Origin of the sequence: Spirosoma panaciterrae DSM 21099 (genome assembly GCF_000374025.1) — a bacterium.
Taxonomy (GTDB): domain Bacteria; phylum Bacteroidota; class Bacteroidia; order Cytophagales; family Spirosomataceae; genus Spirosoma; species Spirosoma panaciterrae.
In genome coordinates, this window is record NZ_KB893175.1 from 147,661 (window position 1) to 171,670 (window position 24,010).

The 24,010-nt window shown below is 48.7% G+C and carries 19 protein-coding genes; 11 read left to right on the forward strand and 8 right to left on the reverse strand.

The window, feature by feature from the left end; all coding sequences use genetic code 11:
- Positions 1–139 precede the first annotated feature (139 nt).
- The 4 genes from B153_RS0107285 to B153_RS0107300 form a co-directional block, all read right to left on the reverse strand.
- Complete coding sequence (locus B153_RS0107285) at positions 140–3,271, reverse strand: efflux RND transporter permease subunit (protein ID WP_020596033.1); 3,132 nt, start codon at positions 3,269–3,271, stop codon at positions 140–142.
- A gap of 83 nt (positions 3,272–3,354) precedes the next feature.
- Complete coding sequence (locus tag B153_RS0107290) at positions 3,355–4,410, reverse strand: efflux RND transporter periplasmic adaptor subunit (protein ID WP_020596034.1); 1,056 nt, start codon at positions 4,408–4,410, stop codon at positions 3,355–3,357.
- A 29-nt stretch (positions 4,411–4,439) separates the two neighbouring features.
- A complete protein-coding gene (locus B153_RS0107295) occupies positions 4,440–5,771 on the reverse strand; it encodes a TolC family protein (RefSeq protein ID WP_020596035.1) in 1,332 nt (443 codons plus the stop codon).
- 59 nt (positions 5,772–5,830) lie between these two features.
- Positions 5,831–6,307, reverse strand: coding sequence for a MarR family winged helix-turn-helix transcriptional regulator (locus B153_RS0107300; protein ID WP_026261964.1), 477 nt, complete (start codon positions 6,305–6,307; stop codon positions 5,831–5,833).
- A 190-nt stretch (positions 6,308–6,497) separates the two neighbouring features.
- Here B153_RS0107300 and B153_RS0107305 point away from each other — a divergent pair, with 190 nt between their 5' ends.
- From B153_RS0107305 to bioB, 10 genes are all read left to right on the forward strand, one after another.
- Positions 6,498–8,234 (forward strand): PQQ-dependent sugar dehydrogenase, encoded by a 1,737-nt coding sequence (locus B153_RS0107305; protein ID WP_026261965.1) that lies wholly within the window; start codon positions 6,498–6,500, stop codon positions 8,232–8,234.
- 218 nt (positions 8,235–8,452) lie between these two features.
- Complete coding sequence (locus B153_RS0107310) at positions 8,453–9,091, forward strand: ribonuclease H1 domain-containing protein (RefSeq protein ID WP_026261966.1); 639 nt, start codon at positions 8,453–8,455, stop codon at positions 9,089–9,091.
- A 71-nt stretch (positions 9,092–9,162) separates the two neighbouring features.
- Positions 9,163–9,891 (forward strand): tRNA1(Val) (adenine(37)-N6)-methyltransferase, encoded by a 729-nt coding sequence (locus B153_RS0107315; protein WP_020596040.1) that lies wholly within the window; start codon positions 9,163–9,165, stop codon positions 9,889–9,891.
- A 387-nt stretch (positions 9,892–10,278) separates the two neighbouring features.
- Complete coding sequence (locus B153_RS0107325; RefSeq protein ID WP_020596042.1) at positions 10,279–11,274, forward strand: glycosyltransferase family 2 protein; 996 nt, start codon at positions 10,279–10,281, stop codon at positions 11,272–11,274.
- A gap of 87 nt (positions 11,275–11,361) precedes the next feature.
- On the forward strand, positions 11,362–11,964 hold the full coding sequence (locus tag B153_RS0107330; RefSeq protein WP_020596043.1) for an inorganic pyrophosphatase: 603 nt from the start codon (positions 11,362–11,364) through the stop codon (positions 11,962–11,964).
- 185 nt (positions 11,965–12,149) lie between these two features.
- The gene (gene sppA / locus B153_RS0107335; RefSeq protein ID WP_020596044.1) at positions 12,150–13,919 is read left to right on the forward strand and encodes a signal peptide peptidase SppA; all 1,770 of its coding nucleotides are present in this window, start codon (positions 12,150–12,152) and stop codon (positions 13,917–13,919) included.
- An 86-nt stretch (positions 13,920–14,005) separates the two neighbouring features.
- Positions 14,006–15,205 carry a helix-turn-helix transcriptional regulator gene (locus tag B153_RS0107340; RefSeq protein WP_020596045.1) on the forward strand — a complete coding sequence of 400 codons (1,200 nt, stop codon included), beginning with the start codon at positions 14,006–14,008 and terminating at the stop codon, positions 15,203–15,205.
- Between the two features lie 105 nt (positions 15,206–15,310).
- Positions 15,311–17,290 carry a pyrroloquinoline quinone-dependent dehydrogenase gene (locus tag B153_RS0107345; RefSeq protein WP_020596046.1) on the forward strand — a complete coding sequence of 660 codons (1,980 nt, stop codon included), beginning with the start codon at positions 15,311–15,313 and terminating at the stop codon, positions 17,288–17,290.
- Positions 17,291–17,292: 2 nt separating this feature from the next.
- Positions 17,293–18,489, forward strand: coding sequence for an acyltransferase family protein (locus tag B153_RS0107350; protein ID WP_020596047.1), 1,197 nt, complete (start codon positions 17,293–17,295; stop codon positions 18,487–18,489).
- A 131-nt stretch (positions 18,490–18,620) separates the two neighbouring features.
- Positions 18,621–19,616: a biotin synthase BioB gene (gene bioB / locus B153_RS0107355; protein WP_040761000.1), complete on the forward strand. Its 996-nt coding sequence runs from the start codon at positions 18,621–18,623 to the stop codon at positions 19,614–19,616.
- 80 nt (positions 19,617–19,696) lie between these two features.
- On the opposite strand, the gene B153_RS0107360 is transcribed toward bioB, so the two are convergent.
- Entirely contained in the window at positions 19,697–20,464 is a 768-nt protein-coding gene (locus tag B153_RS0107360) for a hypothetical protein (RefSeq protein WP_020596049.1), read from the reverse strand.
- Between the two features lie 218 nt (positions 20,465–20,682).
- On the opposite strand from B153_RS0107360, the gene B153_RS0107365 reads away from it, so the two are divergent.
- A complete protein-coding gene (locus tag B153_RS0107365; RefSeq protein ID WP_026261969.1) occupies positions 20,683–21,462 on the forward strand; it encodes a UDP-2,3-diacylglucosamine diphosphatase in 780 nt (259 codons plus the stop codon).
- 27 nt (positions 21,463–21,489) lie between these two features.
- Here the strand turns inward: B153_RS0107365 and B153_RS0107370 are convergent, their stop codons facing one another.
- The 3 genes from B153_RS0107370 to B153_RS0107380 form a co-directional block, all read right to left on the reverse strand.
- A complete protein-coding gene (locus B153_RS0107370) occupies positions 21,490–22,221 on the reverse strand; it encodes a carboxypeptidase-like regulatory domain-containing protein (RefSeq protein ID WP_026261970.1) in 732 nt (243 codons plus the stop codon).
- A gap of 674 nt (positions 22,222–22,895) precedes the next feature.
- Entirely contained in the window at positions 22,896–23,729 is an 834-nt protein-coding gene (locus B153_RS0107375; RefSeq protein WP_026261971.1) for a phosphatidate cytidylyltransferase, read from the reverse strand.
- Positions 23,710–23,934 (reverse strand): putative signal transducing protein, encoded by a 225-nt coding sequence (locus B153_RS0107380; RefSeq protein ID WP_020596053.1) that lies wholly within the window; start codon positions 23,932–23,934, stop codon positions 23,710–23,712. Before B153_RS0107380 ends, B153_RS0107375 begins: the two co-directional genes overlap by 20 nt.
- Positions 23,935–24,010 lie beyond the last annotated feature (76 nt).

Below are 24,010 nucleotides of genomic sequence, written 5' to 3' on the forward strand. Positions count from 1 at the left end.
CCAGTTTGATCTAAAAAATAGTACGCATTGTTGATGTGTATTGTTGTATTCTCTAGTACGCGTCAGGTACTTTTTTTGTTGCTTGCACATCCGATATAAATCTGTATCGCGGGCTAAATACCCGCGATACAGAAATTGACTAACTAATGGCTTTGGCTACATTAAGCTCCTGTGGCTTTTTCGGGGGCACTTTCTTCATTGAGAACCTAGCAATGAGCCGATCCACAACCAGATACACCGACGGTACAACCAATAAGGTAAGTAGCAGGGAAGACGTCAGGCCACCGATGATTACCCAGGCCATCCCGTTTTTGGTTTCGGCACCGGCGCCACTCGCCAGTGCGATGGGGAGCATCCCAAATACCATGGCGAGGGTCGTCATCAGAATCGGGCGTAAGCGTTCTTTACCCGCTTCGATCAGGGCATGAATTACATCGTGGCCTTCGGCTTTGAGCTGATTGGCAAAATCGACGATCAGGATAGCGTTCTTGGCAACCAGACCCAGCAGCATAATCATACCTACAATTGAAAAGACGGTCAGGCTTTGCATTGTGAGAGCCAGGGCTAGTAACGCGCCGATCAGTGCAACTGGTATGGAGAACAGTACCACGAATGGATAGACCACACTTTCGTAGAGCGCTACCATGATGAAGTACACCAGCAAAATGGCAATCATCAGGGCGAGACCCAGGCTACCGAATGCGTCGGATTGTTGCTGCAACTGACCCAGATATTGAACCGTAACTCCTTCCGGGAGTTTAACCTTCGCCATTTTGGCCTGAATGTCTGCGCCAACAGTACCGACCGGGCGTCCAACCACCTGCGAGTTAACTGTAATAGACGACAGCCGGTCAATTCGTTCCAGTACACTTTCTCCCGTCTGTTCCTGGACGCGGGCAAACTGCGAAAGTTCGAACGTCCGGCCCTGGTTATTAACAAACGTCAGGCGGCTGACATCCTGTGGATTTGTCCGGTCGAAACGATCCAGACTGATGAGAATGTCGTATTCATTGCCGTTCTGCTTAAACTTCGATAGGTCATTTCCCCGGAAGGCATTTTGCAGGGCAATCCCCACATCCGAAGCACTGATACCCAGTTGGGCCATTTTCTCCCGGTCAAGACTGACGGTTACTTCTGGTTTAGGATCTTTGACCGAGAATTTCACATCCTGCGTCCCTGCAACAGAATTGACTACATCCTTCACCTGAGCAGCGGCTTGCCGGATACTGGCCAGACTGGTTCCTTTAACGGCAATCTGAATCGGAGCCTGCGAAGCCCCAACGATACCCACTGGACTAACCGTAACTTTAACTCCGGGAATTTGCCCAACTTCCCGTTTGAGAATCTGCCCAAAATCATCCGTCGACACGGTCCGTTGTTTCTTGTCAACCAGCTTTACGTTCAGATCAACGATGTTGCTGTTCGATGAAGTAGCAATCCCACTGCTTGTATACCCGACATTGGTGAATACGTTCGTCACCTCTGGGTGCTTCAGAATAAGTTGCTCTGCCCGCTGCGATACCGAATTAGTCTGGTAAATAGAGGCCGTTGGGGCTAATTCCAGTTGAACGCTCATCTCTCCCTGATCGCTTTGGGGCATAAAGGCAGCCCCGATAAATCCGGCTGGTACCAGGGCGATCGACCCAATAAGCAACCCGATCACCGCCAGAAAAATCCAGCGCTTGTGGCCGAGTACGGACGCCAGGATTTGTCCGTATGCATTGGTAATACGAGTCAGAAAGTTTTCAAAACCCAGGTTTAATTTGCCCCACAGCGAGTTTGGGTTCAGGGGTTCATGTTTTCCGAATCGGGATACCAGCAAAGGTGTCAGCGTAAACGATACGACCAGACTCATCAGCGTGGAGAATACCACCACCAGCGAAAATTCCCGAAGAATGTTCCCGATCAGCCCGCCGGTCATGGCCAGCGGTACGAATACCACCACGTCGACCAGCGTAATGGCCAGTGCTGTAAAGCCAATTTCGTTCCGGCCATCCAACGCTGCCTTAACCCGGTCTTTCCCCATTTCGAGGTGCCGATTGATATTTTCAAGAACCACAATCGAGTCGTCGACCAGAATACCAACGACCAGCGAAAGCGCCATCAATGTCATCAGGTTCAGCGAAAAGCCCGAAACATACATCAGGATAAACGTCGGAATCATGGACGATGGTAAAGCCACCAGTACGAACAACGACGAACGGAAGCTATGCAGGAACAGCAGCATCACAACCGAAACGATCAGTACGGCCAGAAAAAGGTCGTCAACCACCGCATGAGCCGACGCCAGGGTGTAGGTCGATTGGTCGGATGCAATGTTGAATTTTAGCTTTACATCACTATGTTGCTTTTCGAGTTGGGCTATCCGGGCCCGAACCTGTTCACTGACGGATACAGCGTTGGCATCCGACTGTTTTTGAATCTGGATACCGATCGAGGGCAAGCCGTTGATGTGGTTGATGGCCGTTGGTTTCGCTACGGCATCAACTACCTCGGCCACGTTGTTCAACTGCACTTCGCTGCCATCGGCCCGTCGGGCAATGACCAGATTCCGTAATCGATTGACGGTTTCAACCGAGGCATCGAACCGGATGGAATATTGCGACTGCTGCGTTTCTAACTGACCGGCCGGATAGCTGGTGTTGGCTGCGTTGATGGCTTGTGATACCTGACCGATCGAAACCCCGTAGGCCCGCAGTTTTTCGGCATCAACGTTGACCTGAATTTGACGTTCGTTTCCCCCAATCACGTTTACCTGACCAACGCCAGCTACGTTCGAGAGCTGTGGTTTCAATTCATCATCGATCAGGTCATACAATTTCGTTGGCGACAAATTGGCCGTTACGCCCATCCGCAGCACCGGAATCTCATCCGTCGAGAACTTGTTCAGAATTGGGCGGTCAACTTCATCCGGCAACAGGTTGATAATCTGTTCGATTTTGCGTTGGGCATCCTGTTGGGCCAGCGTCACATCGACGCCGTTTTTAAGCTGAATAATCACAATTGAAGCGCCTTCCTGCGAGGTAGCCGTCATGCGATCCAGCCCTTCCAAGGACGATAGTGCGTCTTCGATCCGCTTGGTGACGTTCGTTTCGACCTCGTCGGCCGAAGCGCCCCGATAGGTAGTAGCCACGCTGATCACGTTGGCTTCAAACTTGGGCAGCAGGTTGTACGATAATTGCTGGTAGCTTAGAAAACCGAACAAAATCAGTACAGTAAAGATGGTCGTTACCAGTAACGGCCGTTTTATGGCGATCTCGGTTATTGACATAATCTTGTTGAGTGAATGAATGATTGAGTGATTGAGTGAACGTGGAAGGCCACGCAATCACTCATTCGCTCAATCGCTCAATATTATTTTGTGATCTGTACAGGTTTGCCTTCGCCCAGATTCAGTTGCCCCGTTGTAACAACTACATCACCGACCGACAGGCCGCTCAGTACTTCGATGGTATCGCCAAAATCCCGTCCGACGGTGAGCTTGCGCTGGTGAACGACGTTGTTTTCAACCACGTATACGTACGGATTCTTGATGCTTTCGACCAGGGCAATGCGTGGAATCTGTAGCGCTTTCTGATTCGATTTTTGCGAGAAATCAACGTTGACGAACGTTCCGGCTTTCAGACCATTGGCATTGCTGATCGTAATTTCGACCGGATAATTATGCTCGTCGGTACCTTGTGGAGCGATGTAGGAAATCTGGCCGTTGAAAACTTTTCCCGGAAATACATCCGCCGTTACCTTCACTGCCTGCCCTTTGTGGAGCTGATACACATCGCTTTCATTGACCAGTACATCCACTTTCAGGCGGGCCACGTCCAGTACCTTACCCAGGGTGCTGCCAACCGTGATGTAAACGCCCGGTTCAATGGCTTTCTGAACGATTTGCCCGCTGATCGGTGCTTTAACATTGGCATCCTGAATCTGCTTCTGAATCTGCTCGGCCTGATTAACCGCATTTTCGTAATTGTATTTGGTTTCGTTAACCTGAATCTCGGTGGTCGCGTTGCCAGCCAGCAGGGTGTTGTAACGGTTTACATCCTTTTTCAGCTTGTCGATATTCAGTTGGGTGGCCTGCAACGACAATTCTTTCAGGCGGTTATCCAGTTCGACCAGCGTTTGCCCCTGCCGCACCTGCGTGCCCAGATCGAAGTTGACGCGGGTTACTTTTCCGGCTGTTGTGGCTGTAATGGTCGCTTCGCGGAAGGGGATGAGGTTACCCGTTTTGATAAGCTGCTGACTAACCGTTCCTTCTTCGACGCGGTTGACGGTTACCGGAATGGCTACGTTCGTATTGACGACCGGCTTATTTTGCGCATCTATTTTCTTTTTGTTCGACGCCAGTCGGAAGCCGATCAAAGCGACGATGGCCAGGGCCGACGTAATAATGATGAGTGTTGTCTTTTTCATGGCTTTCGGTTGTATTGCCTTCTGACGAACTAGAGTTGACTGTAGAAAGTGAGTAAAGAACCCTTCGATTGTTCGAGGTCGAGCCGGGCCTGATACAGGTTAATAAGTGAATTGATGTAATCGGACTGGGCTTGTCGGTAGGAAGTATCCGCGTTGACCAGATCGGTCAGCGACTTGACGCCCTGTTTGTATTGCAGTGTCGTGATGTTATACACTTCCTGAGCCAGCTTAACGTTTCGGTCGCCGTTCAATACGTTCGTTTGCGTCCGCTGAATCTGCGATTGGGCGTTGTTGAACTGAAGCCGATAAGCCGCAATGTTCAGACGTTGTTGTTCCTCCTGATTCAGCACCGTCAACCGTTGCTGCTTGATCTGGGCATCGCGTTGAAAACCATCGAAGATGGGGATGCTGAACCGCAGGGCGATGCTTCCAAAGCCGACAAAGTTGGTAAATAGTTTATCGATTGTTTGGGCCCCCAGATTGACGGTTCCGTAATTGGCCGTTAGCGAAACGGTTGGTATATACCCCGCCCGGACTCGTTCCAGTTGCAGCCGCTGTAAGTCCAGATTGGTGGCCGATTGCTGAAAGGAAACCAGATTCTGAGCCTCAAAAGGCGCTTGTTCGATAACGGGTAACTGCGTGAGCAACGTGGAGTCGGATAGGGTCAGGTCCTGTTCCTGAGGCAAACCCATCTGGTATTTCAGACGATTCAGCGCCAGGTTGTAATCGTTTTCGGCCAGCGTTAACTGCGACTGTGTGCTGTTGTAATTGACTTCGGTACGCGTATAGTCTACGGGCTGAATAACGCCGTTGTCGCGCTGTAATTTTAAGATATTGAGTACCTGCTGCGTCCGTTGTAGATTGTCTTTGAGTAAGGCAATTTGCTGCTGGGCTATAAATACCTGATAGTAATTGCTGGCTATGTTATAAATGATCTCCTCGCGGGTCTGACGCGTGTTCAGATCGGCCAGCCGCTGATTGGGTTTAGCTGCTTTAATACCCAGTAGCAACGATCGGTCGTAAATCGTCTGACTGGCCTGTGCCGTAACGTTGGTCTGGTATTTTTGACCGATAATGAATACCTGGGGTTCGGGACCAAATACCCCAGCCGGGATAACGCTTTTTTGAAGCTTCACGTTGTCGGTTAGGGTTCCGGTTGCCGATACCTGTGGCAGATACAGACCCAGCGCCTGACGGGATTGCTGATTCGCATATTCGACCTGGTTCTGAGCGATCCGAACCGTTCCGTAGTGTTGAAGACCATAATCGATACAGTCTTTCAACCGAAAATTCTGTGTAGACTGAGCCCAACCAGCCTGGGCCAGCAGTACGCATAAACTCAGTGCAATTTTATGTTTCATACGTCCAATAAAGTTGAGGTGTCTACTGTAGACCTATCAACTATTTAATTAAAAAAAAGTTACTTCTCGAGTATAGAAGAAATTTTACGTAGTGTGGCCAGGAATGCATCTAACTCTTCTGTCGTTAACTGATCGGTCACTTGCTTATCAATTGTTTCAGCGGTTTCAATGGCTTTTTCAACCACCATTTTTCCAGCCGGAGTCAGCTGGATCAAATTCTTACGTCGGTCAATACTATCGGGCACGATACGGAGGTAACCATCTCGCTCCAGGGTGCGTAAGGAGCGTTGAATGCCCGATTTATCCTTCTGCAACATATTCGCGATTTCCCCTTGCGATAGTAAGTCCTCACCCGAAAAATACACCATAAACAAAATCGGCACCTGCTCAATCTGGAGGGTGAAACCCAATCGGGTGAGTTCCCGATTCGATTGTTTGGCCAGTAGATGCCCCATATGATTCGCCGTAAAAATGAGTGAACGGCCCATGCGTTTCGAAAACCTCGCCTTTAATTCCTCTTCTCTGTTCGTAATCATGGCGCAAATGTACTATTGTGTTGATATATCAACCAATAGTTTAATGGAAAAGTTTTTTAGATTTTTTTCTGCTGACTCATCTTTCAAGAGAAGTGAAGTAGGTAACGAGCCGTACGCTCAGATCGTGTAACGACAGCCGAATGGTAGTTGGAGGCTCAACTACGCTTTTAAATAGGTTGACTGTTTCTGTATGGCCTTTTCGTTACGTTATCTCTATAGCCTTCCGTTTCTTGCATTGGTATGGCTTACTGTTCCCCACAACCACGACTTGTCGGTATCTGACCGAATACAGAAAATGCCGGATGATTTGCCGGGAAAAGCGCTTTTTAAAACGCATTGTGTATCCTGTCATGCACTGGAACAGGATGGAATCGGGCCGAAACTGGGCGGTATCACTCGTCTACTTTCTGAGAGTGAGCTCATTGCGTTTATGAAGAATCCCCTGAAAGCGATTGAGTCGGGAAATGTACGGGCGGTAAGTCTGTCGAAACGGTACAAGATGATTATGCCGGGATTCGATTTTCTGAAAGACGACGAACTGAAGGCCATAGTGGCCTACATCGCTGATGAGACTCAAAAACAGAATAGTCAACCGCTGGCGGTCAGCAATAATACGGGTACAGCCAACACTCGATTGACGGAGCCAGTAGCCCAATCAGACCTTACCATTGAACTGGAGGAGTTCGTGACCATTCCGCCATCCAGCGATAAAATGCCACGTACCCGGATCGCTTCCCTGCGTCCTCACCCTTCGGGCAATGGGATACAGTTCGTCAGTGACCAACGTGGGCTGATCTACCGAATGGTCGGTAAAGAAGTCAGCACGTTTCTGGATGTTCGTCCCCTGATCGAGAATTTTATTAATGAACCGGGGCTTGGCACGGGTCTGGGCAGTTTTGCCTTTCATCCCGATTTTCTGACAAACGGGCTTATATACACTACGCATACCGAATCGTTTAAGGGGAAGCGGGCCGATTATAGCTATAGTGACTCTGTGAATGTGGCGTTGCAATGGGTGGTGTCGGAATGGCACATGGATGATGTAGCCAGTCAGGTGTTTCGTGGCAAGCGACGGGAATTGCTACGCGTCAATATGCCGTCCTCTGCACACGGTATGCAGGATATTGGGTTTAATCCCGAAGCGATAAAAGGAGGGCAGGAGTACGGTAAGCTATACATTGGTATCGGTGATGGTGGGTCGACGATCGGAAAGCATCCCGAACTTTGCCACAAGCTCACCTCCCTGTTAGGAACCCTGATCCGTATTGATCCGCTCGGTCGAAATAGTAAAAGTGGGCAGTATGGTATTCCGGCCGACAATCCATTTGTGGCTGCGAACGACACGGCGGTATACAGAGAAATTTATGCCTATGGTTTCCGAAATCCACACCGGCTGGCCTGGTATGCTGGTCGCTTGTTCTGCACAGATGTTGGCGAGTCTAATTTCGAAGAAGTCAATGTTATCCGGAAAGGGGGCGACTATGGCTGGAATGTGCGGGAGGGGAATTACGGCATTTCTTCGAAGGATTTGAAGAATGTATATCCCGTACCCGACACAAAATCTGACAGGTTCATCAGCCCCTTTCTTCAGTACGATCATATGGACGGGAATGCAATTAGTGGAGGCTATGTATATGATGGCCCCATGGTAGCGCTGAAGCACAAATACGTTTTTGGCGATATTGCCAGAGGCCGGGTTTTCTTCGCCACGATCGATAAGAACCTGACCGATCATTCCGTCCATGAACTGACAATTATGCAGAATGGGAAAGTTACGAATCTGGCAGAACTGTCTGGATCAAAGCGTGTTGATCTTCGAATTGCCTACAATCGGTTTACCAGGGAAATGTATATTCTGACCAAAGGGGATGGCAAGATCAGGCGTATCGGACAAGCTTGGCTATCGACAGGTAAAAAACATCGATAAAGGTCTGGGCTCGAAAACCTGATCGGCCATGTTTATGGATAACGGGTCGATGTAAGATCGGCCGTATGGGACATGAATTGGTAGATAACCGGGCTGTATGAAGCGTATTTCTGGAAAGAAACGTGTTATTTTGATCGATAATCGACCCGCGATTGGCCGGAACAAAAGATAAGGTTACGGGTCAATCACCTCATTTACTCGTTGAATTTAAAGAATCGATGGCTCAGAAAAAGCCTAAATATTATGTGGTCTGGCAAGGGCGAAAGCCGGGTGTGTACGACAGTTGGGAGGACGCCAAAGCCCAGACCGACGGATTTGCCAAGCCCTTATTCAAATCGTTCGATAGCAAACCGGCTGCTTTGAAAGCCTTTAAGGAGAAACCCCACCTCCATATGGGTCAGGGAACTAAACCTACTGCCAAACAGGGCAAACTGGATGAACTGGTTGGAGAACCAATTCTGGACAGTCTGGTGGTTGATGCGGCCTGGAACACTGCAACGGGCGATATGGAATACCAGGGCATCTACCTCGCCACCCGGCAACGGTTATTTCTGAAAGGTCCTTACCTAGATGGAACCAATAATATTGGCGAGTTTCTGGCGATTGTTCATGCACTGGCTTTACTGCATCAAAAAGGCAGCAACATTCCCGTTTATTCCGACTCCCGAACGGCAATCGGTTGGGTGAAAAAGAAAAAGGCTAATACCAAGCTGGAAGAAACGGCTCGTAATGCGGAACTGTTCGATCTCCTCGACCGGGCCGAAACCTGGCTTCAGACGCATCGCTACGCCAATCCTGTTTTAAAATGGGAAACGACGGTTTGGGGCGAAAATCCGGCCGATTTTGGGCGGAAGTAATCTGAACCAGGATTTTTATGATTAATTTGATCGCCCTGATTTAAACAGTAAAATCATAATAATCCCGGTTCATGTTCGCCTTCAAGCAGTTTACCATTCATCAGGAACGCACCGCCATGAAGGTGTGTACGGATGCTTGTGTGCTGGGAGCCTACGCCGATGTTGGTGAAGGTCTAGACTCCAGTGGGGTACGGTTGCTGGATATTGGTACGGGAACGGGGTTGCTGGCGCTGATGGCGGCCCAACGGAATCCGTCCATAAGGGTTGATGCCGTAGAGATCGATGAACGTGCGTTTGCTCAGGCTACTGAAAATAGCGCTGCCAGTCCGTTTAAGGAACGAGTTACGGTTTTTCATAGTCGCATTCAGGATTTTGGGGATGAGCGGATTTATGATCGAATCCTGACCAACCCGCCGTTTTATACCAATCATCTTCGGTCGCCCGATGCGGCTGTCAATCGGGCGTTGCATACCGATGAACTACCATTTGGTGCCTTGATTGAGGCTGTTGCCCGACTGATGAAACCGGATGGTCAGTGGTGGGTGCTGTTGCCCCCTTATGAAGCTGGCAAACTGGCTGAGTTGGCTCAACGGTCAGGCTTGTATCCCTTCAGAAGGCTATCGATACGTCATCATGCACAAAAGCCCTTCTTTCGGGTTATAACCGGATTTTCATACTCACAATCTGACGTATCTGACCAAACGTTGACCATTTACGAACACAATGCCCAAAGTAAGTCAGGGATGGCTTATACCCCTGAATTCAGGGCGTTGCTTCAGGACTTTTATCTGATATTCTGACAATTGTGCAGTAGCGTCTGGGGTGAATGGAGAAGGATCGATGGATTGAGTCTGGAATATAGTCTGGATGGGTTTAGAATCGGTCGATGAATTTAGGGCAGGAATGACCTTCTATGCACTCGCTTCCAATTTTGACAACTACCTTTGCTGTTGGAAATGCAGTAGACATAATAGGTGAGGTGACCCAGTACGTTACACAGGAGATTAAAGAGTTGAATAATACGATTAACGAGAGCGAATTCCGGCAAAAACTTGTTTCTGGTAAAGATAGCGTTTGCCCAAAGTTTCTCCAGCAAACGAGTACAAACTGTATGGTTGAACTGAAACCTAAAATCCAGGCCAATTCAACAAGGCGGTTAATGAGTTAATTAAGGGAGCGTCAATCCAATGACTGAATTACTTCAACTAACTGTTCTGATCCCACTTTATAACGAAGACGAGTCGTTACCCGAACTGCACGACTGGATTGTGCGGGTCGTGACGGAACAGCACTATACGTATGAAATCCTGTTTGTTGATGACGGGAGTACCGACGATTCCTGGACTATTGTCGAACAGTTGTCGAGCGTAAACCCGAACGTTCGGGGCATACGGTTCAACCGAAACTATGGCAAAACAGCGGCTTTGCAAACGGGTTTTCAGGCCGCACGCGGACAGATTGTGATTACTATGGATGCCGACTTGCAGGACAGTCCCGACGAAATACCGGAACTGTACCGGATGGTAACCGAGGAAAAGTTTGATCTGGTATCGGGCTGGAAACAGAAACGCTATGACCCCATTACGAAGACGTTGCCAACGAAACTGTTCAATGCGGTTTCGCGCTGGATATCCGGGGTTCAACTGCACGATTTCAACTGTGGCCTGAAAGCGTATCGACAAAAAGTAGTGAAAACCATTGCCCCAGCCCTGTACGGCGATATGCACCGGAATCTGCCCATCGTGGCAAACTGGAATGGTTTCGGTCGGATTGGGGAAAAAGTGGTCCAGCATCGCGCCCGCAAGTATGGAACCACTAAATTTGGGCTGGAACGGTTCGTAAACGGGTTTCTGGATGTGCTGGTCATTGCGTTCGTACATCGCTTCAGCAAACGACCTATGCACTTTTTTGGCACCTTTGGGACATTATCGTTCTTCATCGGTTCGGTATTGGCCCTCTGGCTGATCGCCGAGAAATTGATCAATATTGCCAATGGCGTCAAGTTTCGGAACGTGACCGACAATCCGCTTTTCTTTTTTGGTCTGGTGGCCATTATTTTGGGCGTTCAATTGTTTCTGGCGGGTTTTCTGGGCGAATTGCTGGTTCGCCAGAGTCTGAACCGATCGGGCGACCAGATGGTGGCCGAACGAATCGGCTTTTCAGAACAAAAAACTACTGTCTGATACACAGAATAATGCATAGGGGGTAACTTAGTGTCGCCTTTACATTGTTCATCATCCATTAATTTAATTTATATATATACAACACGAATGAAGAGTAATTTTAAAGCACACCCCTGGCATGGTATTCCCATTGGGGATCTGGCACCCAAACAAGTGACGGTCTTTATCGAAATTGTACCAACCGATACCGTCAAATATGAAATCGACAAAACAACTGGTTTTCTGAAAATAGATCGCCCTCAGCAGTACTCCAACGTATTGCCTGCTCTTTACGGCTTTATTCCCCAAACCTTCTGTGGCGATCAGATTGCTAAACTGGCAACCGAAAAATCGGGTAAGATGGTTAGCATGGGCGACGGTGACCCCCTCGATATCTGTGTACTGACTGAGCGGGAAATCACGCATGGCGACCTGATCTTACAGGCTATTCCGATTGGCGGATTCCGGATGATCGATAAAGGCGAAGCCGACGACAAAATCATTGCCGTGCTCAAAGGGGATGCCATGTATGGGCAATATACCGAACTGGAGCAATTGCCAGAAGCCGTTGTGAAGCGGCTGCGCCATTACTTCCTGACGTACAAAACATTGCCTGATGAGCCAGTCGCCATGGAGCTGGCCAATGTGTATGGGCAGGCCGAAGCCTGGGAAGTTATTCAAACATCGATCAACGATTATAAGTTGATGTAAGGTATCGTTTAGAAGCACAGGGCAGAAGGCATATGGCTTGGGCGAACATCACCCGCTGCCATACGCCCTCTGCCCTGTGCCATTTATCCACTCCAATGTGCACTCAACATTTTTTCGACGGGATGCCTTAAATTGACGTTACTTTTGCGTAATAGATGTAGCGACACACAACAGTTAAGTTATTCATGATACAGTTTCTTAAATATGTTTTAGCCACCATCGTCGGGTTGATTTTGTTCTCCTTCGTTGGATTTTTGATGCTGATTGGGCTGGGGGCCGCTTTTTCCTCGTCCGACACGAAGACATCTGTGGCTGCCAAGTCGGTCCTTAAACTGAATTTGGATAAACCCATTGAAGAGCGGAGTAGCGACAATCCGTTTGGGGATTTTGGCCCGATCCGTACGACGGGCGATGCGATCGGCCTGATTGAACTCAAACAGGCTTTAAAAGACGCTAAGGAAGACAAAAATATTGAGGGGATTTATCTGCAAGCTGAAAGCCCGATGGCAGGTTGGGCCTCCCTCGAAGAAATTCGGAATGCACTCATTGATTTCAAGGCCTCGAAAAAGTTCGTGTACGCGTATGCCGAGGGCATGAGTGAGAAAGGGTATTATCTGGCCTCGGTAGCCGATAAAATTTATCTGGCACCTACCGGCGAACTGGAATGGAATGGGCTGGAGGCCGAACTTTCGTTCTTTAAAGGTACACTTGACAAACTGGGCCTGAAGCCGGAAATATTCCGGGTTGGTGAATTCAAAAGTGCCGTTGAACCCTTTATTCGGGAAGATATGAGTGAGCCGAACCGTCGTCAGGTTACCTCGTTCCTGAATTCGATCAACGACCATATGCTTGTCCGGGTGGCACAAAGCCGGGCGCTTCGGGTCGATTCACTCAAGCGATATGCCGATAATCTGACCATCCAGACGGCTCAGGATGCGTTGCGTACTAAACTGGTTACCAACGTGGGGTATCAGGATGAACTGGAAGCAGTAATTCGCAAGCAATTGGGTCTGGATGAGAAAAAGAAAATCAATTATGTATCGCTGAGCAAGTATGAAGATTCCGGAAAAAAGGGCTCTGATTCGGAGGGAAGTGGCTCCAATCGCATTGCGGTAATTGTGGCGTCGGGTGATATTCATTCGGGAAAAAGCAGCGATAATACCATTGGTTCGGAAACCATTGTGGAAGAACTGCGGAAAGCCCGGCAGGACGATAAAGTGAAAGCTATTGTGCTGCGGGTGAACTCGGGTGGTGGAAGCGCCCTGGCATCGGATGTGATGTATCGGGAGGTAGAGCTGGCTAAGAAAGCAAAACCCGTAATCGGTTCTATGTCTGATTATGCCGCTTCGGGCGGATATTATATGCTGATGGGCTGTGACAAGATTGTGGCCGAGCCGAATACGATTACGGGCTCAATCGGCGTATTTTCGCTTCTGTTCAACACCGAAACGTTCTTTAAGGACAAACTGGGGATTACCTACGATCGGGTAAAAACCAACACCAACGCCGATTTCCCGACGGCTACGCACGAAATGACACCCTTTCAGAAACAGGCCATGCAACGTGCTACCGAACGCATTTATGGGGAGTTTACCGGGAAAGCAGCGGCTGGTCGGAAATTGCCCGTCGACAGCATTCGGGCTATTGCGGGTGGGCGTGTCTGGACGGGTACGCAGGGTAAAAGCATCGGATTGGTTGACCAACTTGGCGGGTTAGATGATGCCATCAAATTGGCAGCCCAGTCGGCAAAACTGAAAGAAGGGGACTATCGGCTGAAGTACCAGCCGCGTAAGAAAGAATTCTTTGAGCAATTGATGAATTCATTCTCGGGCGATGAAGAGTCGAAAGTGCAGGCCCAACTGGGCGAACTGGCCCCCTATGTTACCTATCTGAAGAAACTAAAAATGATGCAGGGTATTCAGATGCGTCTGCCATTTGAAATCGATATTCGATAAATAGCAGTTCCATGTATAGAAGAGGCCCATGAGGATGAAAACCTTACGGGCCTTTTTGTTTACCTTGCATTACGCAATTGTCATTTATGATGCAAACGCTCCCGATTCGCCTTGACCTGTTTGCGTTTCTGATCTTTCTGGGCGTAGCACAGGGGTGGTTTCTTGGTGTATTCTTCCTGACAGGCCAACGGCGAAAGAGTCTGGCGAATCGGTGCTTTGGCTTTTACCTGCTGAGCGTATCAGCGATCATGCTGGAAATTGGACTGGAGTATTCGAATTACATGTTTCGGATGCTGGCTCTGGTCGATTATGGTGAACTGTTCAATTTTGCCCTGGCACCCCTGTTTTATTTCTTTGTTTATGCCAAGTTAAATTCCCGACTACCCAGGCGCTGGGCATGGCACCTGGTTCCGGCAGCCATCTGGTCGGTGAATGCCATTACCTGGATCGTTCAGCCCGCTGAATTCAAATACAATTCATACATAAACGCTTTTTACCCTGAGTTGCCGTTTGTACATGCTGAGCCTTACATGCACGACGATTTTACAGGTCTGCGTGATTATATCAACGAGTTAACACTGTTAAGCTGCCTGATTTACACCGTACTGGCTTTGCTGGAGGTAAGGAAGGCCTTTAAACAGGCCAATCTGCCCTTATTTGGAAAAGCGCCAGCTTCCATGGTGATGGCTCGAAACGTATCGGCGTTGGTCATTTTTTTTCCGGTGCTGATTGGTATTGTTAAAGCTACATATCATGAAGATATGGGCGATCATTTTCTGGCTGCCTATCTAACGCTGACCATTTATGCTACATCGCTGTTGGTAATGCAAGGGTCAAGTGCGCTTCAGGACAAAGAAATTTCCGTCGATGAATCGTCCAGCACATCGGTTGAACCAAAGAAAAAGTACGAGAAATCGGCCTTGTCGGAAGAGCTTGAAGAAACGTTGTTGCTAAAATTAAATCGGTTGATGGAGTCTGAAAAGCCGTTTCTGGAAAGTGACCTATCGCTGCCTAAACTAGCTCAACGACTAAACACAACCCCGCATTATCTTTCGCAAATTCTGAACGATCGATTAGCGCAGAGTTTTTTTGATCTTCTGGCTTCCTACCGGGTGCGTGAGGCTCAGCAACTTCTACAAGATCCGGCAACGACCAATCTCAAAATTGACGAGATAGCCGAGCGGGTCGGTTACAACTCCCCTTCTGCCTTTCATACCGCGTTTAAGCGAATAACCAACCTGACTCCGGCTCAGTATCGGTCAAAAGTTCTGGAACAAAAGGCCTGAAAAACTTCGTCCCGTTCGGCAAGAACTTCATGTATATCGGCAAATAGAGCGTTTGGACGATGAAGAGCGCAATTTTGCTTCATCAACTCAAAAGCCCCTTTGCTCATGAATGTTTATGCAACTCGTTATGGGTTTACGAAGAAAAGCGTACGCTTGAACTTTACCTGTTTGTTGGGTAGCCTCTTATTCGGACTGTCAATTGTAAACGCACAGACCAGCTCTACGGTCGAATGGCCCGCTTATGGGAACGACGGAGGAGGTATGCGCTACTCCCCCTTAAAACAGGTCAACACCGCCAACGTGAAACAGCTTACTCTGGCCTGGACGTTTCGGACGGGCGAGTTAGATACCTACAAAGGGACAAACGCTACCGAAAAAGCAGCGTTTGAGGCAACGCCCATCATGGTCGATGGGACGCTTTATTTTAGTACACCTACTTCCCGTGTTTTTGCCATTGATGCTGCTACCGGCCAGAAAAAATGGGTGTACGATCCTGAAGTGTACCTGCGTCAGGAATTATCAGAAATTACTTCCCGGGGCGTTTCTGTTTGGCCGGCGCCCAACGACAAACAGGCATCGGCGGGTGTGGCTAAGCGAATCTTCGTAGCCACTCTCGACGGACGGCTTATGGCATTAGATGCCGTTACGGGTAAGCTGATTGCATCTTTTGGCAAGTCGGGAAGTGTCGATTTGCGTCAGGGAGTCGGAATCATCAGCGTAACGTCACCACCTGCTGTCATCGGAAATACGATTGTCGTTGGTTCGTCGATGGGCGATAACTATCGATTTAATTATGAGCGAGGGGTTGTGCGAGCCTATGATGCGGTTACGGGCGCGTTGCGATGGAGTTGGGATCCTATTCCCCGAACAAAAGCAGATGCGGGCTATGATACCTGGCAAGGCCCGTATGCTCATCAGTCGGGTGCTGCCAATGCCTGGTCGCTGATATCTGCCGACCCTGAACGGGATCTGGTCTTCGTACCCACCACCAGCCCCAGCCCGGATTATTACGGCGGAGAGCGACTGGGGCAAAACTTGTATGCCAGTTCGATTGTCGCCATACGAGCATCGACGGGTAAGGTCGTCTGGCATTTTCAGACAGTCCATCACGATCTATGGGATTATGATAATGCTGCACAGCCCCTGTTGTTTACGTTCAACCAGAAGGGTAAGCCGGTTCCAGCCGTAGCCGTCGGGACAAAAATGGGGCATGTTTTCATCCTGCATCGGGAAACGGGTGTACCTCTGCTTCCGATTGAGGAGCGGCCTGTTCCTAAATCGACGGTGCCGGGCGAAGTAACCCACCTAACCCAACCGTTTCCTAAAACACTCCCCTTGCTGGGTTTGCAGAAACTGGAAGCCTGGGGGCCTACAGCCGAAGATAAAGCAACCGCACAGCATCGGATTGAGCCGTATCGGTACGAAGGTGCTTTTACGCCCCCTTCGCTTCAGGGAAGTATTATCATCCCCGGCAATGTAGGTGGGATTCACTGGGGTGGTATGAGCTATGATCCTTCATCGGGTTTGTTGATTACTAATGTGAATCGTCTGGCTGCGCTGATTCGGTTGATACCCCGTGAGGAGTTATCCGGCACCTTACGAAACAACGAGGAATTGCTGCGGGCCGAAACGGGTATGCAGGCTGGTACACCGTATGTGATGAAACGCAGTTATTTGTTTCAGCCCAAAGACGGTGGTTTACTGATGCAGACCCCGCCACCCTGGGGTACGCTGGTTGCCCTCAATCTACAGAAAGGTACACTCGCCTGGGAGGTTCCACTGGGATATATGCTGGATTTAGGGAAATACCCGGAGGCAAAACAGTGGGGTTCTCTGAATTTCGGTGGGGCCATTACCACAGCCGGTGGCTTAGTATTCGTTGCTGCCAGTTTTGATGGGCACCTACGTGCTTTTAAAACAGAAGATGGTAGTCTGCAATGGGAAGCCCCATTACCAGCCAGTGCGCAGGCTACCCCTATGACCTATCAGGTGAATGGTCAGCAATATATTGTGATTGCGGCCGGTGGACACGGAAAGCTGGGAACAAAACTGGGTGATTTTGTCATGGCGTTTAAACTGCCTTAACGATGATGAAACCTCAATCTGTTTCTACGGCTCATCTGGTTTCAGCAACACGACGGTACGACCTCGACTGGTTGCGGGTTATCGCCATTGTGACGTTACTTTTTTACCATACAGGCATGATCTATGTGTCGTGGGGCTGGCATATTAAAAGCGCTCATCACAGCCAGGTCATGGAGGAGGTAATGCGATGGTTGCATCTGTGGCGGATGCCCCTACTGTTTTTTATTTCGGGAGCGGGTACGTTTTTCGCCCTGAAAAAACGATCGTTCAGGTCATATGCAGGTGAACGGGTAAGGCGGTTATTTGTTCCGCTGGTGTTCGGTATGTTGGTGATTGTTCCACCCCAAATTTATATCGAATGGCTATTTCGGGGGCGCTTTACAGGCAGTTACATCGATTTCTATCCCGAAGTGTTCCGGTTTCAACCTTATCAGGATGGTGGCAAAGGAGGGGCCTTTAGCTGGCATCATCTCTGGTTTGTATGCTATCTGTTTTTATACTCGTTGCTCAGTATTCCCGTATTCAATTGGTTGCAAAGCGAAAACGGACAGCGGTTTGTCGGCCGAATTGGCAGGCTTATCGCCAAACCCGGTGGAGCGCTGTGGCTGGTTGGTGCCTTGTGGTTGAATGATGTACTGTTGGGCGGGTTTTTTCCGCATGAAACGCACGCATTAGTCAACGACTGGGCGTATTTTATGAAGAACCTACTGCTATTCTGGCTGGGCTATGTACTCATCAGTCGGCGAGAATTTTGGCAGATACTTACTGAGCAGCGCCGTTATTATCTGATGGCCACACTCCTGTTCACCGTAATCCTGTACAGCATTCGGGCCTTTGTTAGTATGGATACCATCGATGATTCCAGGCTATTAACCACGCTGTTCAGCTTCGAACGGATTGCGTTGACCTGGTTTTCGGTGCTGGCGACTATTGCCTATGGGTATCAGTATCTGAATCATAATCCATCCTGGAAGGGTAAACCTGTACTGCCTTATTTAAATGAGGCTGTTTATCCGTTTTACATTCTTCATCAAACGGTCATTGTCCTGATCGGCTATTTCGTATTGACGCGCACCAGCCTGGGCGTTTACACAGGTTTTCTTGTGGTGAGTCTGTCGTCATTAGGTAGCTGTATAGCTATCTATAGAATGCTGATTCGTCCATTTAAGCCAATGAGGGTGCTGTTTGGTATGAAATAAGTTGCCTGATTGGGGTGAAGCATCTATTTTTACCAGCATAAGCTGAATTCGGGAATGGTACCTGTTGCTGATGGATTGCCATTCCAATGCCGAACTCACGTTACATCTCGAATCAATTCATTGCCAACGACATGCTTCGTACCGATTGGACCCGCGCTGAAATCGCCGACATTTATAATTCGCCAGTTCTGGACTTAATGTACCGGGCGGCAACTGTTCACCGACAACACCATGATCCGCAGGAGGTGCAGGTTTGTACCCTGCTTTCGGTCAAGACGGGTGGGTGCCCTGAAGATTGTGCCTACTGCCCACAGGCGGCTCGTTACCATACCAGTGTAAAGGTGCATAAACTGATGGAAGTCGACGAAGTGCTTACGGCAGCACAGCGGGCCAAGGATACCGGAAGCACCCGTTTCTGTATGGGGGCGGCCTGGCGTGAGGTACGCGATAATCGAGATTTTGATAAAGTACTCGAAATGGTACAGGGGGTCAACGAAATGGGCCTGGAAGTATGCTGCACACTCGGTATGCTTACTGAAAGTCAGGCACAGCGATTGAAGGATGCAGGCCTGTATGCCTACAATCATAACCTCGATACCAGCGAAGAATATTATGGCGACATTATTACAACCCGCACCTACGATGATCGCTTAGATACGCTTAGCCATGCTCGAAAGGCCGGAATCTCGGTCTGCTCGGGGGGAATAATTGGTATGGGTGAGTCGGATCAGGATCGGATCGGAATGCTGCATACGCTGGCTACATTACCCCAGCACCCCGAATCGGTACCCGTCAATGCATTGGTTCCCGTTGAAGGAACCCCTCTGGAAGACCAGCCTCGGGTGTCGATCTGGGAAATGGTTCGGATGATTGCTACCGCTCGGATTATCATGCCTAAAGCCATGGTACGTCTTTCGGCGGGTCGTGTTCGGATGAATACCGAAGAACAGGCCTTGTGCTTTCTGGCTGGAGCTAACTCCATCTTTGCCGGGGACAAGCTCCTGACAACGCCTAACCCGGACGAAGATGCTGATCAGCAGTTATTTCAGACGCTCAACATCCGACCCCGGAAAGCCTTCAAAAATGGCGATCAACCTGCTGTGGTGTTTGAACAGATTCCGCTTTAACGTCGTCTAGTGCCCAACCTATAGGCATAAAAAAAGGGATCGAGTCATTCGGTCCCTTTTTTTATGGTATACAATATTGATTATAAACGACGGATGTATTCGTTCTCGTTGATCTTCTCGATGATCACTTCGACTAACGAAGCGGCCCGCTCTTTCTTAACTTCCGCTTTATCTTTCGTTTCAACCGTTACGTTGATGATGTGGTTATTGTACAGTACGTGCATGGCACCCGTGGTTGCATCCCATACGGCTTTGTCGCCTACATTGGCTATGGCTTCAAAGTTCCCTTTGCTAACAGCAGGGGCCGTTAAGTGAGGAGTCGCTGCTGTAACACCACCATGAGTAGGCTGATGATCTTCGGTAGCAGGATGCTCCGAAACGGCTGAGTCGGCTACCATTGCTTCTGGATTCGTGCCTTCCGAACTGTTGGTCATTTCCTGTTCGTGTACGTCAGCTACGGGTTCAGGCTGAGCGTCTGATTTCCCCTGGTACATCTTGTCGAACTGGTATTCGGCCATGAACGTTGAGGAGTAGGGTCTTGTACCACCAAATGAGACAACAACTTTACTGCCACCTTCCCAGGCAAAATCGCAGCCACCGTGTTCGTGTCCTTCTTCCAGTTTAACTGTTTCGCCCAGATTGAACGTTTGGCGAACGTATTCTTCACCCAGAATATTGCAGGGTTCGTCGTAGTTAAAATCAGTTGTGAGTGCAGCGAGGCCTGTGGGTCTTTTGGCCAGAATTGGGCTGGCATCCATTTGGCTGGCCGGATCGGAAGTGTCTGAGCCAGGGTTACTGCAGGCAAAGCACAGTACAGGTAAAGCAACTATCAGCGACTTTAGTTTCATGGTATGATTGGAGAAAAGCCAAAATTAGCGTTTTCTTAAATACCATTTTAGAGATGACTATGTTTTTGCGTGATTGTAACAGGCTTTTAATCGAGTCGGAGTAAGCATCGGGCTATCTGGATTTGATTGGTTCTGTCGAAGTTCTCAGCCTTAACGGGGGTGCCAATGAGGGAGATCGACGTTCGTTGCGTAGTTTTGCGGCTGAATATACCCGTTCCATGTCCGCCATCGAAACCATTTTATTGCCGCCTGGCCAAAAAGCGTATTTTGCTTCTGATTTTCATTTAGGTACACCATCTCCCAGTCAAAGTCGTGAACGCGAACAGGCCGTTGTTGATTGGCTGGATACAATCCGCACCGATGCCGAGGTGATTTTTCTGGTTGGGGATGTGTTCGATTTCTGGTTCGAATACAAGCACAGCATTCCGAAAGGATTCATTCGTCTACAGGGTAAATTGGCTGAATTGACCGATTCCGGTATAAAAATTATTTTGTTTACCGGCAATCATGATATGTGGATGAAGGATTACTTCACAAAAGAAATAGGGATACCCGTCTATCGGGAGCCGCGACGGTACGAAATCGGTGGTAAGCGATTTTTGATTGGGCATGGTGATGGCCTTGGCCCCGGCGATTTCGTTTATAAACGCCTGAAAACAGTATTTGAAAGTAAACTGGCCCGGCAGCTTTTTCGCTGGGTTCACCCTGATCTGGGTATTGGACTGGCTCAGGCGTGGTCGCGCCGGAGCCGAATCAGCAATCAGAAAAAAGGGGAGGAGCAGTTCCTGGGCGAAGACCGGGAATGGCTCATGCAGTACTGTCGGGAGGTAGAGGCCGTAACCCACCACGATTTTTACATCTTTGGACACAGGCACTTACCCCTTGATCTGGCCGTCAACGAGGCTAGCCGATACATAAATCTCGGGGAATGGGTAGCCGCCAAAACGTATGCCGTTTTTGACGAAACGGGTTTACAACTGAATGCCTGGAAACGGTAAGGAAAGTAGTAAAATTTGCCCGGAGCGCTAATTGTTATTGTCTTGTAAAATATCTTTTCGGGAGACGTTTTCGCGGGGGGCTTTATTGATTTCGTTACGCCACTCTTTGTTTTTAAAATCCCCTCGCTTCACGGAGCGAATAAAGTTAGCCCAAGCAAATGGGTTGGTGAAGGCAAACGTCGTTGCAGAGCTTCGTCCAAGAATAGATTCCCGGCCAAAAAACTGCTGATTAACGAAGTTCTGGTGGTTGGCCAATGCACTCATAGGCATCGTAGCAGCCTGACGCATGATGGCTTCCGGACTTGTATTCTTCGCTAAGTTCTCCCGCTCTTTTTCATCTGGAAGTTTCAGATTTACAAACGCTTCCTTGAAGAGTTCTTCCGTTGCATACGGGTACACTTTCACTTCTGCCAGGGTTTTTACATCTTCCTGCAACGCCACCACGGCCGAATACGTAAGGTCAGATAAGCGGTTCGGAATGATATGGTACTGGGTGCGAAAGCCAACATAACTAAAAATAACGCTATCGCCCGGAAATACAGGTAGAGCGAAATACCCGTTCGGAGCTGCCAAAACCCCACGACCAGCTTTCGGAATATAAATGTAGGCTCCGGGTAACGGTTCGTTCGTTTTGCCTCCCGTTATAAAGCCTGTGAACGTTACCTGTCGGTCCTGTCCCTGGGCCTTTACGGATGAATAGAGTCCCGTTAAGGCAGTTAACACCAAAATCAGAACCAATAACGTCAATGACTTCTTCATAGACTCGCCAAATAAACTACAAAGTAAACGAGGAAAAGGCAGTATATGGTTTCGACTACCCGAATTTTAAGAAAGTTTAGGTGACAAATTTACCGATTCTGTACGATAACGCATGAGAATGAATGCGATGCGGAGGGCTTTTTAAGAATTTTTAAATCATAAATTTTTAACCCCTGAGTTAAGCTAACCTGTTTAGCCTGGGCTGGTTTAGGGGGCAAAATCGAACCACTACGCCTTGAAAGCGTAAAAAAAAGCCCGGTTAGTCAGGCCGGGCTTACTACTTAAGACGTTTTAACTTGAGTAGCTGAAAAGAAAGTTTTTCTGGGTACAAAATTATCTACAGATATACATGTGTAGCAACGAGTACTTCCCGGTATTTAAGTGGGTCTTTTCCCGGTATTCAATGGGATAGTTACTTAGCCCCCGATCGAAATGGGTCTGTAAGTATGGCCAGCGCGAATTGATCCGAAGAGTATGATAACCAGGGAAAGCAGAAAATAAGCAGGTTGGATCGGTGGAAACCGTTACCTGATGATCGATCTGGTATCTAACTCAGTACGCATCCAAACACCTTGTTTTAGTAAGAAGTACAGTTACGGTAAACGCAAACGCCCGGTTCAGCTTGAAACCGGGCGTTTTTATAGGAACCGTTCTTTTTCGTAGACGGGTAAGCGCTAGGCAAATAATTTTAGAAAGGTAATAATGAAGGGAGCCGCCAGCAGTAAGCCATCGAAACGATCCAGAAACCCGCCATGTCCCGGAATACTGCTTCCCGAGTCTTTGATGGCAATGCTCCGTTTAAATAACGATTCGACCAGATCGCCATACGTACCCGTTACCACAATAATGGCCCCCACACAATACCATTGCCAGGGTTGAAGCTCATTGGCATAAAGAGCCAGTCCTGACGCAATAAGGGTGGCGGCAGCAGCGCCACCTAAGGCACCTTCCCAGGATTTCTTGGGCGATACGCGCTCAAATAGTTTTCGTCGTCCAAACTTAGTTCCCGCGAAATAAGCCCCGATGTCGCTGGCCCATAACAGGAGGAGGCAACCCGTAATAATCATTGGATGAAACCCACCACCCCGCAGAGCAAGAATAATCAGCAGGGCGAAAGGCATGGCTACATAAATGATACCCAGAAAGGTGAAACCAATGTTGGTAAAGGGTTTCATATCCCGCTTTTTATAGAGCTTTATCAGGAAGATCATCGACGAAGCCGGGCAAATCAGAAAATAGTTGCCCATCCCGATCTGGTCAGTTTCAACAAAATAAGCCAGCACACAGATCATACAGCCCACCAATGTGCCGTAGGCGGTAAGGGGTTCGAAACCGTCCAGCCCTAACAACCGATAAAATTCGCGCTGGGTCAATGCACTGATTACGCAGAACAGGAGGGCAAATGTCCAGTCTGCGTACCAAATCATGAATAAAATAAACGGAACTCCAATTATAGCCGCAATTACTCGTTGCTGCAAATTGGTCATATTAGCTAAACGTTGCCTCATTCTCTAAAATAACTTTGGCCAGAATGGCATCCTTGGCCGGTACATGAACCTCAACCTCACCTTTTCCCCACCCGATAGTCGGATAACTACTGCTTAGTTTATTTACGACCACTGCCGGAATATCATGTTCCAGAAGCAGCGCTTTAACCAGTTCGGCCCGGTGAGGCAGCGGAGTTACGTAAATAGATTCCCAGTTTTCGTTCATTCTGTTTTAAGATTGTAGAGATACCAGATTGGGCGTCTCATGACCGGATGATTTGCTGAGGTTAAGCATGGTGTCT

Coding starts and splice junctions, on each gene's coding strand:
- B153_RS0107310 (WP_026261966.1), top strand. CDS start 8,453: ATGGCTCAGAAAAAGCCTAAATATTATGTGGTCTGGCAAGGGCGAAAG.
- B153_RS0107375 (WP_026261971.1), bottom strand. CDS start 23,729: ATGAGGCAACGTTTAGCTAATATGACCAATTTGCAGCAACGAGTAATT.
- sppA (WP_020596044.1), top strand. CDS start 12,150: ATGATACAGTTTCTTAAATATGTTTTAGCCACCATCGTCGGGTTGATT.
- B153_RS0107285 (WP_020596033.1), bottom strand. CDS start 3,271: ATGTCAATAACCGAGATCGCCATAAAACGGCCGTTACTGGTAACGACC.
- bioB (WP_040761000.1), top strand. CDS start 18,621: ATGCTTCGTACCGATTGGACCCGCGCTGAAATCGCCGACATTTATAAT.
- B153_RS0107295 (WP_020596035.1), bottom strand. CDS start 5,771: ATGAAACATAAAATTGCACTGAGTTTATGCGTACTGCTGGCCCAGGCT.
- B153_RS0107365 (WP_026261969.1), top strand. CDS start 20,683: ATGTCCGCCATCGAAACCATTTTATTGCCGCCTGGCCAAAAAGCGTAT.
- B153_RS0107360 (WP_020596049.1), bottom strand. CDS start 20,464: ATGAAACTAAAGTCGCTGATAGTTGCTTTACCTGTACTGTGCTTTGCC.
- B153_RS0107300 (WP_026261964.1), bottom strand. CDS start 6,307: ATGATTACGAACAGAGAAGAGGAATTAAAGGCGAGGTTTTCGAAACGC.
- B153_RS0107380 (WP_020596053.1), bottom strand. CDS start 23,934: ATGAACGAAAACTGGGAATCTATTTACGTAACTCCGCTGCCTCACCGG.
- B153_RS0107325 (WP_020596042.1), top strand. CDS start 10,279: ATGACTGAATTACTTCAACTAACTGTTCTGATCCCACTTTATAACGAA.
- B153_RS0107350 (WP_020596047.1), top strand. CDS start 17,293: ATGATGAAACCTCAATCTGTTTCTACGGCTCATCTGGTTTCAGCAACA.
- B153_RS0107315 (WP_020596040.1), top strand. CDS start 9,163: ATGTTCGCCTTCAAGCAGTTTACCATTCATCAGGAACGCACCGCCATG.
- B153_RS0107305 (WP_026261965.1), top strand. CDS start 6,498: ATGGCCTTTTCGTTACGTTATCTCTATAGCCTTCCGTTTCTTGCATTG.
- B153_RS0107290 (WP_020596034.1), bottom strand. CDS start 4,410: ATGAAAAAGACAACACTCATCATTATTACGTCGGCCCTGGCCATCGTC.
- B153_RS0107330 (WP_020596043.1), top strand. CDS start 11,362: ATGAAGAGTAATTTTAAAGCACACCCCTGGCATGGTATTCCCATTGGG.
- B153_RS0107345 (WP_020596046.1), top strand. CDS start 15,311: ATGAATGTTTATGCAACTCGTTATGGGTTTACGAAGAAAAGCGTACGC.
- B153_RS0107340 (WP_020596045.1), top strand. CDS start 14,006: ATGATGCAAACGCTCCCGATTCGCCTTGACCTGTTTGCGTTTCTGATC.
- B153_RS0107370 (WP_026261970.1), bottom strand. CDS start 22,221: ATGAAGAAGTCATTGACGTTATTGGTTCTGATTTTGGTGTTAACTGCC.